This is a genomic window from bacterium (assembly GCA_035295165.1).
Lineage (GTDB): Bacteria > Sysuimicrobiota > Sysuimicrobiia > Sysuimicrobiales > Segetimicrobiaceae > JAJPIA01.
In genome coordinates this window covers 1-13,992 of the sequence record DATGJN010000034.1, presented here as the reverse complement: position 1 = coordinate 13,992, position 13,992 = coordinate 1, and the positions used below count along the sequence as shown (strand labels likewise).

5 protein-coding genes are annotated in these 13,992 nt (G+C 63.6%); 2 read left to right on the top strand and 3 right to left on the bottom strand.

Features of this window, described 5'->3' with window-relative positions:
• The first annotated feature begins 181 nt into the window (after positions 1-181).
• Both VKZ50_05225 and VKZ50_05220 read left to right on the top strand, forming a co-directional pair.
• Positions 182-8,908, top strand: coding sequence for a glucoamylase family protein (locus VKZ50_05225; protein HLJ59115.1), 8,727 nt, complete (start codon positions 182-184; stop codon positions 8,906-8,908).
• Between the two features lie 3 nt (positions 8,909-8,911).
• Positions 8,912-9,607 (top strand): DUF998 domain-containing protein, encoded by a 696-nt coding sequence (locus tag VKZ50_05220; GenBank protein ID HLJ59114.1) that lies wholly within the window; start codon positions 8,912-8,914, stop codon positions 9,605-9,607.
• An 855-nt stretch (positions 9,608-10,462) separates the two neighbouring features.
• Here VKZ50_05220 and VKZ50_05215 read toward each other — a convergent pair.
• The 3 genes from VKZ50_05215 to VKZ50_05205 all read right to left on the bottom strand — a co-directional run bounded on the left by VKZ50_05215 (position 10,463) and on the right by VKZ50_05205 (position 13,271).
• The gene (locus VKZ50_05215) at positions 10,463-10,768 is read right to left on the bottom strand and encodes a hypothetical protein (GenBank protein ID HLJ59113.1); all 306 of its coding nucleotides are present in this window, start codon (positions 10,766-10,768) and stop codon (positions 10,463-10,465) included.
• A gap of 993 nt (positions 10,769-11,761) precedes the next feature.
• Positions 11,762-12,187, bottom strand: coding sequence for a hypothetical protein (locus tag VKZ50_05210; GenBank protein ID HLJ59112.1), 426 nt, complete (start codon positions 12,185-12,187; stop codon positions 11,762-11,764).
• Between the two features lie 214 nt (positions 12,188-12,401).
• The gene (locus tag VKZ50_05205; protein ID HLJ59111.1) at positions 12,402-13,271 is read right to left on the bottom strand and encodes an SPFH domain-containing protein; all 870 of its coding nucleotides are present in this window, start codon (positions 13,269-13,271) and stop codon (positions 12,402-12,404) included.
• Positions 13,272-13,992 lie beyond the last annotated feature (721 nt).

Here is a 13,992-nt window from a genome sequence, read left to right as displayed (position 1 = left end):
GTGCCCTCGGTGATTGCCGGTGCCACAAGTGCCGGCGGTTGGGTACCAATCAGCGACAGCGCACGACGGCTCGTACACACCTCCCGCGCCAGAATCCCACATTGCCGGCATGAATAGGGAGGAACCGTTAACCTTCACGCTCGATGATCCGGAAGAACCCATTCGGGCGGAACTCTTCAGCTTGGAACGGCTAGAGCAGCACGCCGAGAGTCTCGCGGCGGCGCAGACCGTCACGAACGACACGAACCAGGGCCGCCCGCTGATCCCGCGGGTTGCAGAGAACGGCCGCGTGCTCCTGGAGTCGTATCGGGTGATTGCTCGTGCGATTCGGGAGGAGTATGCGTTAGTCCCGGCGGCTGAGTGGCTGGTTGACAACTTCCACATCGTCGATCAACAACTCCGCGAGATTGAAGACGATTTGCCGACCGGCTATTACCGCAAACTCCCGAAGCTCGCCTCGGGTCACCTGCACGGGTATCCGCGCGTGTTTGGCATGGCCTGGGCCTATGTGGCGCACACGGACAGCCGATTCGATCCGGACATGTTACGCCGGTTTGTGGCGGCGTACCAGCGGGTGCAACCGCTGACCATTGGTGAGCTCTGGGCCGTGGCCATCAGCCTCCGCGTGGTGCTTGTTGAAAACCTCCGCAGGCTGGCGGAGCGCATCGTGCGGAACCGTACCGCGCGTCAGAATGTTGACACCCTGGTAGACAGCGTGCTCGGGACAAATGGGCGCGCTCCCATCTCACCGGAAGCGGCCCTCCGCAGCGTCGAAAAAGCACCGCTCGCAACGGCCTTTATCGTCCAGCTTGTCCAGCGCCTGCGTGACCTCGGCCCGAAGATGGATGTCGTCCAGCGTTGGCTCGATCAGCACGTGACTGCGCAGGGGACGACGGCTGACGACATTGTCCGGGCCGAGCACCAGGCCCAGGCGGCGATGAACGTCACGGTACGGAACGTCATCACCAGCATGCGGTTGATGACGGATTTTGACTGGGCCGATTTCTTTGAGAGCGTCAGCTTGGCGGACGAAATGCTCCGAAACGCGACCAACTTCGCGGAGATGGACTTTGCCACGAGGGATTCGTACCGCCATGCGATCGAGGACCTCTCGCGGGGGTCGGACCGTTCGGAAATCGACGTCGTGAGACGTGTAGTGGACCGCATCAAGCAGGCGCGCCTCGAGCCACCTGACGACGGCGCGCCGCGTGGGGACCGGCGCGCGGACGCGGGCTATTACCTGATTGCCGAGGGGCGTCTGGCGTTTGAGCGTGAACTCGGGTACCGCGTCGCGTGGCAAGGCCGGCTCTTGCGCCTATACTTGCGAAGCGCGGTGCCAGGCTACCTTGGGACGATTGCCCTCGCGACCGCCCTGATTATGCTGCTGCCGCTGTTGCACGAACGAGACGCTGGAGTCGCCGCGTGGGGGCTGGTGTTGCTCGGCCTCCTCGCTGTGGTGCCTGCGTCCGACCTGGCGATCGCGTTCATCAACCGTGCGGTGACCCACGTACTCAGGCCGCAAGTGTTGCCGCGGCTGGAGCTGCGCAACGGCGTGACGCGGGAGCTGCGCACGATCGTCGTGGTGCCCACGCTGCTCACGACCCAACAACATGTCGAACAGCTGGTGGAGCGGCTCGAGGTTCACTACCTGGCGAATCCGGATGACGAACTGCGGTTTGCGCTGCTCTCTGACTGGTTGGACGCGCCGACCGAGAGCCTCCCGGGCGATGACGAACTTCTTGCGGCCGCCGTGGACGGCGTCGCGAAGCTCAACAAGCTCTACGGCCCCACGTCTGACGGCGCCGAGCGCTTCCTGCTCTTTCATCGGAAGCGTGTCTGGAACGAGCGCGAGGGCACGTGGATGGGGTGGGAGCGCAAGCGAGGAAAGCTGCGTGAGCTGAACCAGGTGCTCCGGGGCGGCGCGAACACGACGTTTGTGCCGGTCGGCGGGCGCCCGGTACCAACCCCGTTGGGTGTTCGCTACGTCATCACGCTCGACGCAGACACGCGTCTGCCGCGCGGTGCGGCGTGCCGTTTGGTCGGGACCATGGCGCATCCACTCAACCACCCGAGCTTCAGTGCGCGCGCTGGGCGCGTTGTGGAAGGCTACGGGATTGTGCAACCGCGCATCACCCCATCGCTCCCGGTCGACCACGAGGGATCGCTGTTCCAGACCATCTTTTCTGGCCCGAGCGGCGTGGATCCGTATGCCTCCGCGGTTTCGGACGTCTACCAGGATTTGTTCCGCGAAGGTTCGTACACTGGCAAGGGCATCTACGACGTCGACGCGTTTGAGACGGCGTTGGCGGGCAAGATGCCGGATAACGCGCTGCTGAGCCACGATCTCTTCGAAGGCATCTTCGCGCGGGTCGCGCTGGCGTCAGACATCGAGCTGTTCGACGAATTCCCCGCGCACTATGAGGTGGCAGCTGCCCGGCAGCATCGCTGGGTGCGCGGCGATTGGCAACTGTTGCGGTGGGTCTTCGGACGCAGGCGCGCAGCGATGGGAGAGCGACGTGCGGTTGCGATCCCCGCGATTGGCCGGTGGAAGATGATCGACAATCTGCGGCGCTCGTTGTCAGCCCCGGCGGCGTTCTTCACGGTGGCTGCGGGCTGGCTGTTGCCGTCCGCTGCCGCCTGGGTGTGGACGACATTCATCTTGACGACGATGGCGATTCCCGCGCTGCTGTCCTTCTTCGTCGGAATCACACCGCCCCGTCGTGGAATCTCCAGGCGCGCCTATTTTCGCGCGGCCCTCACCGACCTTTCGATCGGCGCGTCGCAACTGGCGATCACGGTGACGCTGTTGGCGTCCCAGACCTGGTTGATGCTCGACGCGATTCTGCGCACCGTCGCTCGCATGTTTATCACCCGTCGGCGTCTCTTGGAGTGGGTGACCGCGACGCAGGCCAAGTCTGGCGGCGATCTGACGCTGTCTGGCATGTATGCGCGCATGGCGGGTGGCGTGGTACTGGCGGTGGCGGTGCTGGCGATGCTCGCCGTTGAACGGCACCCAGGGTGGGCCGCCGCGCTTCCGTTCATCGTTCTTTGGATTGCCGCACCTGCAGTCGCACGGTGGATCAGTCTCCCACCGAGGCGCACCAGGGTCGAGCCGCTTTCCGCGACAAACACCCGAGCCCTCCGGTTGATTGCGCGCCGGACATGGCGTTTCTTCGAGGCCTTCGTCACCGTCGCAGATCACGCGCTGCCTCCCGATAACTTCCAGGAGGACCCGAAGCCGGTCGTGGCCCATCGAACATCGCCGACGAACATGGGGCTGTATCTGCTGTCCACGTTGGCGGCGCGCGACCTGGGCTGGCTGGGTGCGGTGGACGCCGTTGAGCGATTGGAAGCCACCCTCGGGACCATGCGCCAGCTCGAATCGTTTCGCGGGCACTTTTACAACTGGTACGCGACGCGCGACCTTCGTCCGCTCGATCCCAAGTATGTCTCCTCGGTGGACAGCGGTAACCTTGCCGGACATCTGCTCGCCCTCGGGAACGGTTGCCGAGAGCTGATCCAGGACTCCTTTCTCGGGCGGCGTGCGTTCGGCGGCGTGAACGACACGATCGCGCTCTTACGCGAGGCGCTCAACGAGGTCGCCGAGACGCCACGCACGCACATCGTCACCCGGAAGCAGCTCAGTAATGCGATCGACGCGCTGGTCAACTCGCTGCAGCCGATGCCGGTCACCCCCGGCGAGTGGGCGGCGCGGTTGGTCGCGCTGGAGACGCGTGCTCACACCGTCGCTGACATTGCCCACGCCTTCGCCCAGGAACGCGGGGACGCTCCCGACTCCGAGGTGTGCGCGTGGGCCGATGCCGTCACGGCATGCATTGCGAGTCACGCGAGGGATCTGGCGATGTTTGTTCCATGGATCCGGCTGGATTCGAGCAAGAGTACAGCCAAGGCCGACCGCCCCAGGGGCCGGTCACCCGAGTGGGCATTGATCGAGTCGCTGTGTCACCCACTCCCCGCGCTTGCGGACGCTCCGGAACGATTTGAAGGGGCACTGCGCGAGCTTGCGGCAGTGCGCGCAGGCTTGCTCGACCATGCATCCACGACCGCCGACACCTTGGCGGGTGTCGATGCCTTAGCGCAGGCCATCCGACGTTCGGCGGACGATACCTCCGCACTCGTTCGTCGCCTGACCACGATCACGCGGCAGGCTGAGACCATGTTCCACGAGATGGATTTCAGGTTCCTCTTCAATCATACGCGCAGGCTCGTGTCCATCGGATATCGTGTCACGGACGGTACCCTGGATCCCAACTGTTACGACCTGCTCGCGTCGGAGGCGCGCCTCACGAGCTTTATCGCCATCGCCAAAGGCGATATCCTGTCATCCCATTGGTTTCGTCTCGGCCGAGCGCTGACGGCGGTGGGTCGCGGGTCCGCCCTCGTGTCGTGGTCGGGCTCCATGTTCGAGTATCTCATGCCGGCACTCGTGATGATGTCACCGACCGGCAGCTTGTTGAGCCAGACGTACGAGTTGGTGGTACAACGGCAGATTGCCTACGGCGCAGAGCGCCGTGTACCCTGGGGAATCTCGGAGTCGGGATACAACGCACGGGACTTAGACCTCACGTACCAATATACAAGCTTTGGCGTGCCGGGATTAGGACTCAAGCGCGGGCTCAGTGAGGATCTTGTTATCGCACCATACGCCACCGCACTCGCGGCCATGATTGATCCCGGCAGGGCGACGCAGAACTTTACGCACCTCGCCAAGGTCGGCGGGACGGGGACGTACGGATTCTATGAAGCGCTCGATTACACGCGGGCCCGAGTGCCCGAAGGGGAACATGTCGCGATCGTACGCGCGTACCTGGCGCACCACCAGGGCATGTCGGTGGTCGCGCTCGCCAACGTACTCAACGATGGCGCCATGCGCGCGCGATTTCACGCAGACCCGATCGTGCAGGCGACCGAGCTGCTGTTGCAGGAGCGTACGCCGCGTGACGTGCTGGTTGCCCGGCCGAGTGCGGAAGACGTCCCTGCGGGAGCGTACGTCAGGGAGCTCGTTCCGCCAGCGGTGCGCCGATTCACGACACCGCACGATGCAGTGCCGCGGACGCATCTCCTTTCCAACGGGCGCTACGGGGTGATGCTGACGACCGCGGGCTCGGGATCAAGCCGGTGGCGGGATCTCGCGATCACGCGCTGGCGTGAGGACGTCACACGGGATTGCTGGGGCACCTACATTTTTCTCCGCGACGCGCAGACCGGTCAGGTTTGGTCGGCAGGCTACCAGCCCAGCGGCGTCGCCCCCGATGCCTACGAAGCCCGGTTCACCGAAGACCGTGCCGAAATCACGCGGCGGGATGGGGCACTAACCACCACGCTCGAGGTTGTCGTGTCGCACGAGGACGATGCGGAGGTGCGTCGCGTATCGGTCACCAATCTCGGTGTCCGCACCCGTGAAGTGCAAATCACGTCGTACGCAGAGTTGTCGCTCGCACCACAGGCCGCTGACGTGGCGCATCCCGCGTTTTCCAATTTGTTTGTGGAGACGGAGTTCGTCGCGGCTGCGGATGCGCTACTGGCAACGCGCCGTCGGCAAAGCGACAAAGATACGGCGGTCTGGATCGCGCACGTGGCGGTGGTGGAGGGCGAATCAGTTGGGAACCTGCAATGCGAGACGGATCGCGCCAGGTTCCTCGGACGCGGGCATCATGTGCGCGCGCCCGTTTCCATTACCGACGGACGGCCTCTTTCGAACACCGTTGGTGCCGTCCTCGATCCTGTGATGAGCCTGCGGCGTGCTGTGCGTATCCAGCCGGGCAAGACCGCGCGCGTTGTGTTCTCCACCATTGTCGCGCCGGCGCGCGAGCAGGTGCTGGCGTTGGCGGACAAGTACCGGGATGCGGGCACGATCGAACGCACGCTGACGTTGGCCTGGACGCAGGCGCAAGTGCAACTGTACCATCTGGGGATCACGCCCGACGAAGCGCACTTGTTTCAGAGGCTGGCCAATGCTGTCCTGTACTCGGATCCTGCGTTGCGACCGCCTCCCGAGGTCCTGAGCCGAGGAGCGCTCGAACAATCTTCACTCTGGTCGCATGGGATTTCAGGCGATCTCCCCATCGTGCTGGTCCGCATCGACGACGCGGAAGACGTAGGAATCATCAGACAATTGCTGCGGGCGCATGAATACTGGCGTCTGAAGCGGCTATCCGTTGACCTGGTCATTCTCAACGAGAAACCGCCGTCGTATGAGCAGGAACTGCAGAGGGTCCTGGATGAGCTGGTGCGCGCACGCCGGCAGCGCATGGCTCCAGACACAAGCGATGCACACGGAGACATTTTTCTGCTGCGGGGAGATCTGATTTCTGCGCAGGACCGCACACTGTTGCAAACGGCGGCTCGCGCGGTGCTGCTCAGCCGGCACGGCTCGTTGGCTGAGCAAGTGCTTCGGGCTCAGCGCGCCGAACCTGCGGCACCGCCCCTGTCGTGGTCGCTTCGCCCGGGAAACGGTGCGGACGTACCGTTGAATGTGCCCGAACTCGAACTCTTCAACGGCCTCGGCGGTTTTGCCGACGGTGGCCGAGAGTATGTGACCATCCTCGGGGAGGGCCTGCGTACACCCGCCCCGTGGGTCAATGTGATTGCGAACTCCTCGTTCGGGTTTCTCGTTTCAGAGTCCGGCTCGGGCTACACGTGGTCGCGTAATAGCCATGAGAATCAGCTGACGCCCTGGTCCAACGACCCCGTGACGGATCCGCCTGGTGAGGCGCTCTACATTCGCGATGAAGAGACGGGTGACGTCTGGAGTCCGACACCGCTGCCGGTTCGGGATGAGTCGTCGCCGTATGTGGCGTGGCACGGCCAAGGGTACAGCCGATTCCAGCATGGCTCGCGCGGGATTCTGACACACCTGCTGGAGTACGTTCCGATGGAAGACCCGATCAAGATCTCCCGTCTCATTCTGCAGAATCACTCGGCGCGTTCTCGGCGTCTCTCCGTGACTGGATACGCAGAGTGGGTTCTCGGGAATTCGCGCAGTTCGACGGCTCCGTACATTGTCACCGAGCATGACGCGCAAACGGGCGCGCTGTTCGCGCGAAGCGTATGGGGCGGCGAGTTCGGCGGGCGTGTGGCGTTTGCTGATCTTGGTGGACTCCAGAGTTCCTGGTCGGGCGATCGCACCGAGTTTCTGGGCCGGAATGGCGTGCCTGAGCGACCTGCGGCGCTAGAGCGAGGAGGACCGCTTTCGGGACGGGTGGGTGCGGGGCTCGATCCGTGCGCGGCGATGCAACGGCAGCTCGAATTGCGTCCCGGCGGCCAGGTTGAAGTCGTCTTTTTCCTCGGTCAGGCGGAAAGCCGGGAAGCGGCGCGGGAGTTGATCACTCGCTATCGCGCCGCAAACCTCGACGAGATTTTACGAAATGTCACCCGGCGATGGGACGACGTGCTCGGTACCGTCCAAATCACCACCCCCGAGCGGTCGATGGATATTCTGGTGAACCGCTGGTTACTTTACCAGACGCTGTCCTGTCGGGTGTGGGCGCGCGCGGCATTCTATCAGGCGAGTGGCGCCTATGGCTTCCGTGATCAGCTGCAGGATGTGATCGCGCTCGCCGTGGCGGCACGCGACGTCGCTCATCAACATCTCTTGCGTGCGGCGGCGCGCCAGTTCATGCAAGGCGATGTTCAACACTGGTGGCACCCGCCGTCGGGGCGCGGAGTGCGCTCGCGCATTTCGGACGACCTGCTATGGCTTCCCTATGCTGTCCTCCAATTCATCGAGGTGACGGGCGATCGCGGCGTCCTCGATGAAGTCGTACCCTTCCTGGAAGGCGAAGCGCTCGCCGAGGGACAGAACGAATCCTACTTCCAACCGCGGGTCTCCGACACTGCCGGATCCCTCTTTGAACACTGCGCACGCGCGCTCGATCGGAGCCTCGCGGTGGGAAGTCATGGGCTGCCGCTGATCGGGACGGGCGATTGGAACGACAGTTTGAACCGCGTCGGGCCGCAAGGCAAGGGAGAGAGCGTGTGGCTGGGGTGGTTCCTGCATACGATTCTGTGGGAGTTTGCGAAGATTGCTGATGCGCGGGGCGAGCAGCAGCGTGCGGAGACCTGGCGGTTGCATGTGAGCGCACTGAAGGCCGCGCTCGAACGGCACGGGTGGGACGGCGAGTGGTATCGCCGCGCGTATTTTGACGACGGCACACCGCTCGGGTCGGCCACAAACACGGTGTGCCGGATTGATTCCATTGCTCAATCCTGGGGCGTCATCAGCGGGGCCGCCGAACCGGGCCGCGGAGCGCGCGCGATGGCCGCGGTCGACCAGACCCTAGTGCGGCGTCCGGAGGGGCTCGTGTTGTTGCTCACGCCGCCGTTTGATCGGACGGCACACGACCCAGGCTATATCAACGGGTATGTACCCGGCATCCGCGAAAACGGCGGGCAATACACGCACGCGGCCGCGTGGACCGTGTTGGCCTTTGCGGCACTGGGCGACGGAGACAAAGCGGCTGAGTTGTTCGGCATGCTGAACCCGATCAATCACGCTGTCTCACGGGCGACCGTGCAGCGGTACAAAGTGGAGCCCTACGTGGTGGCCGCCGATGTGTATTCCGAACCGCCCCATGTGGGACGCGGCGGCTGGACCTGGTATACTGGATCGGCCGGATGGCTCTATCGTGCGGCGATCGAGTGGATGTTGGGTGTTCGCGTGCGCGGACCGATGTTCTCCATCGACCCCTGCATCCCGCGCACCTGGCCAGGGTACTCCATCCGTTTTCGGCATCATTCTGCAGTCTACAGTGTCCAGGTGGAAAACCCGTCCAGCGTTTGCCGAGGCGTTGTTCTGGCTGAACTGGACGGTAGGCACCTGGACTCTGCAACCATTCCGCTTGCTGACGATGGCGCGGAACATCAAGTCCGCATTGTGTTGGGGTAAGCGATGTGTGGCGGAAGGTTTCGAGGGCGCTGGGATCTCGGGATCCGTTCCGCGATGCGCCTCACCGGCTTCTCTGCCACTCGCCAATTCTTCTGTCTGCGAGGCCCGGCTCTATCTGGAATCGTCGGGCCGATCTTATTCTGGAGCGTCCTCACGGTGCTCGGCCAGACACAGCCGACTTACAATGGAGTGCGGTCAGACATCAGCCTGCTCGCGTTGGGTCCTCACGGTTGGGTACAAACGCTGAACTTCTCCGCCTTTGGCGTCCTGGTCGTGGTGTTTCAAGCAGGTATCCAGCGTGCGGTGTCAGGCAGGGTGTGGGGCGCGATCAACATCCTTGCAATGGCCAGCGGATTGGGCTTGGTGCTGATCGCGGTGTTCCCGACCGACCGCGTGGGCACCTGGACGATCCATGGCGCGATCCACCTGAGCGTCGTCGGCGCACTGGTGGTACTCCTACCGCTGAGCTGCCTCGCAACAGGGGCACAAGTGAAACATGATCGCGCTTGGCGGGGCTATGCTCTCTTCAGCATACTTGTCGGGTCGTTCACCGGCACGCTGACCTTAATTCTCTTACTGGTGTGGAGCGGGCTATGGAGTGCCTCGCACCCTTGGCTCGGGCTGTATGAGCGGATCATGTTTGCGCTTCCGTGTGTCTGGATGGAAATGATGGCGATTCGTCTGCTGAGATTGTCTTAGCCCAACCGCGCAACGGTGAACAGGGACGTCAATCCCTGCACCTCGCACGCGCGAGCATCTGCCTGTTTCGGTGAGAGACCCTGTCGGGTCAGACAGTCACGCCCCGATTGGCAATGCCTGCAAGCCAGTTCCGTCGTTCCCTTTCCAGGCCGCGAGCGCGTAGTCCGTACATCGGCGGCGGTGGGTCCGACAAGGGTGACCTTCATCGGGGAGCCCGAGTAGAGGACATCACAGCGGCGCCACCCAGGTGCCTCTTGCCCCGATCACAACTGCAAGGGTTGGGGCGCTGCGCGGGGGCAAGGAGAAGTCGTGCTGAGCCCGCGATGCCACGGCACCGGCGCGGAGCCCCGACCGATGCCCATGATCGCCCAGGACATATACCCGGAGACCCCTCTCTAGCCGCTTCGTTGGTTCGGATAAGTGCTGGCTCCAACGGAAGAGATGGTCAGAGGTTGAAGTGGCGCGGCGGTTTACTCGGATCTCAGGCCGTGTATCTCCGCCCAGCAGGCACGGCAACCTCCCCACAATGGTTGTCCCGGCACCAACAACGTGGGACTCGACTCGGATTCAAGATCGCAACAAGACCGAAATCGAGTGGCTCCTCCGAATGCGTAGCCGCGACGACCACCGCGTGATCCGCACCGTTGTGGAACTGGACGCCGCAGTCGCGGAATCCGCCGCACCGTGAGCGAAGACCTTCTCGACGAAACACGGCGTCGATGAGAAGCGATGAAGAAGCAACGCAAGCACCAGCTACTGACCGTGACTCAGACGAACAGGCCGCGCCCGATCCTGCGACGCGGCCTTCTTCTCTTGATCCAACCGGACCCGCGATACCGGGACAGCTTACTTGATCTACCTGACCCCGGTCGTCTCCTTGACCTTGTGCCCAATCACTTCTCCGGTCGTCACCCGCGCCGCGGTGGGAAGCACCTTGGGATTCTTCTTCACCCACTCGGCCGCGACCCGATTGGATTCCTCAGCGTTCGCTTTGGTCTCGAAGATGCTGGTGGTCAGCACCGTTCCGTCGCCAGCGTTCGTGAAGTAGTATCCAATGAAGCCCGGAACCGCACTGATCAAGGGGACAAAATCCTCGCGGACGTGCCGCGCCAACTCTTGCGTATTTGATACCTTCTCGTACCACCGTGTGCTCAGATACATGGCCCAACCCTCCATCTCCCAATAGGGAGGTTCTATGGGGCTTTCTCCTTCGAGGAACCGACCGAATGGAGGAAACGGGCCGTGGACGTGAGGAAGAAGAACCAACTCAAGTATATCCCTCGTTCGTACAGAAAAGCGAACGCCGCATGGCGTCTCAACTGCCCACACTTGCGCTCTTACCTCCTGCCGAGTGTACTTTCACCTCTCCAGCCCATGCCACAGACGTACCACGAACCCTAGCGAGGTCGTACGAGGGACAACGCGCGGAATACGCAGACAACATCATCCCCGAGCGCCCTGGCAACCTCCTGGAGGACACACGTACCCCGTGAGGTGGCGGCCGGCAATATCGGACCGTGCTCTACTCGCCCCATATTATGAGGAAGGAGCCGCGTGGCCGTGTATCCACAGGGCGGAAAAGTGCGTGTGCGAGGCCGAGTTGCAGCGGTTGGGGGAGGGAGAGCATGTCGTAATCCCCGTGAGGCAAGTAAGCGCTCGCAAGGCCAACGCACGGCAACGAGGCCGGGATCGAGGTGAAGGTGTTTCGCTGTCCGACGTGCCGCCGCATCGAGTGTTTCCAGCTGGGAGGCGGACCTGAGGCGGCCGTACGGCATGGCGGCTGAGCGATAAAACACCGGATCCGCCCAACGTCAACGGTGCAAGAGGAACCGAAGCACGAGCGCGAAGGGCGAACCGACCAATCACTGTAGCCGTGTCATGTACCGATACACTTCGACCACCAGAGTCTTGTGCCCGCCGAATGCTTGCCCAGCGCCTGTCGAGGACGTCGGACGCCGAGCTGCGCGCGATCTGAACAGCGCCACCGGAAACGCGACCGGCGTTTCGGGATAGCGCTGAATGAACTGCACAGCTCATTTGGTCGGAGGGAGTGCCGGCTGATTACGCGACGAGGTCCGAGGCGGTGGCGCGAGAAGGCAGATCAGAAAGGAGCAAACGCGTGCTCCCTCTACGGATGGTGGCTTGTGGCGCGCGTCACTCATCGTCGCGTGGCGGCTTCGGTCCCGACGATGGCCCCTCGGTACTGTTGCCCATCTCGGTGGTCTCCACCGCCCCACCGCTCGGTTCCAGTTCGGCCTTGGTCGCTTCCCACTCGGCTAGCAGTGCCTCCTCGTCGGTGAAGGCACGAGCGGAGGTGGTGTTTCTGCGATGGTCGCGCCTCACGATGACACCAAACGCCATGCCGAGAGCTGTCCAGTCCTCCCGGTCGTTCTCGTCTCGCACAAGAGCGTCGTTCGCCTCGATCTGTTCCCTGAGACGCCGTGCGATCTCCGCGCCATCTCGCAGCAACCCGGCCCACACATTTCCCCCCGGACCGGTCGCCCAGTCATCCGCACCTTCCTCGGCCATCGCGTACAGAAGATTCGTGAGCGGCGGGGCCAGTTCGTGACTCGTATCCATCCTCAGTCCCCCCGTCAGGGTGGAACGCAGACCTCGGGCAAGCGCAAGATCCGCAGGTGCGATGCGAGGCCGACCCTGGAGCATCCCCTACGATGGCCTCCATGCGGCCACCGCGGCAGCCAAGGGGCATCTCGACGGTGCGGCGCCACGTCCAGATCCCAGATCCCGGTGGAGCGCGTCCGTAGTGGTGCTTGCCGGCAGCAGGTCGGAGCGGCTACGGCGTCCCCCGCGGCGGTCTCCCACGTCCCCCATCCACGAACGGTTGGAGCAGTTTGGTGAACTCCATCGGAAACACGAACTTCGTGGCGGGGCCCGCTCCGAGCGCTTTCAACGCCTCCAGATACTGGAGGCTCATCGTATTCGTGTCCACGGTCTTGGCGACGTTGAAGATCGTGCCCAGGGCGAGCGAGAACCCTTCCGCACGGAGGATCGCGGCCTGACGGTCGCCCTCCGCCTTCAGGATGGCCGACTGTTTTTCTCCCTCCGCGATGGTGACGGCGGCCTGTTTCTTCCCGTCCGCTTCCGTGACGAGCGCGCGCCGGCTGCGTTCGGCGGACATCTGCCGCGTCATCGCATCCTGGACGTCCTTCGGCGGGGTGATCTCGCGGATCTCCACGGTCGTCACCTTAACTCCCCACCGCTCCGTGGTCTCGTCGAGCTTGGCGCGCATGACTTGGTTGATCTGGTCCCGCTTCGTCAGCGCCTCGTCGAGGCTGAGGTCGCCGATCACCGCGCGGAGCCCGGTCGTGGCGATCCCCTGCGCGGCGCCGGCGAAGTTGCCCACCTGGATCACGCTGAGCTGGGGGTCGAACACCTTCCAGTAGATCAGGAAATCAATGGAGATCGGGGCATTGTCCTTGGTGATGCACGTCTGCGCGGGGATCTCGAGGAACGCTTCCCGCAGGTCCACCCAGACCGCCTTGTCGATGATCGGGATCAGGTAGACGAGCCCCGGCCCTCTGGGGCCGAAGCTGCGACCCAGGCGGAACACCACCAGGCGCTGATAGTCCCGGACAATCTTGACCCCGTTCCACGCCAGGATCACGGCGACGACGACCACTGCGATCACGAACCCGTATCCCATGGTGATCCCCCCGGCCCCGGGTCTCTTCGCCTCCACGGGACCGGCCCCCTGCTCCTCGAGGCGCCTTTGGCCTTTCCCGGGGATGCGACCGTCTCCCTTTTGAGACCGGGCCACTCTCGGTGGTGATCGTGCATGCTGGGTATCGACGGCAGTTCCACGGGCTTGCCTCCAACGGTCCCTATCACGCGCCGCACGTTAGGACCTATATCGCTGTCACTGGTTCGACCCGAGGCATTGTCCGAAATGGCGGCCGCTCATGGTCTGAGTACCGTTCTCGCGCAGTCGCGGGGCGGCCGACACCGCGGCGCGCGGCGCACCCGGAGGATCCGCAGTAGAATGCCCTCCTCGGGCAATCTCCGACCTCCTGCAAACTTCGGCGACACCGAGACTGAGAAGCTGCGCATAGGTGATAATCTGGCAAACTCGAGCAGATGGTGGTCGTGTCTACGAGGCTCGCGACGGCAGACGCGCACCTCCTGAAGGGCTTGATTCGCAAGGGCTGCAGGAGGGGCGAGGTTCTTCTAGGGTCGCGGGTTCGAGTCCCGTTTCCCGCTCCGGATCCTACACCGCAAGGCCTAGCGTGTACTGTTTGGACGTAGTGTTAACACTTGGAGGGCTACCTCCCGTGACAGCAAGAGGGTCACAGTCCAGCCTCCGAATACTCCAACCGAGACCTGGCGGGTTTCGGAAGGAGGGAGACGGACGTGACCCTCGAGGACAG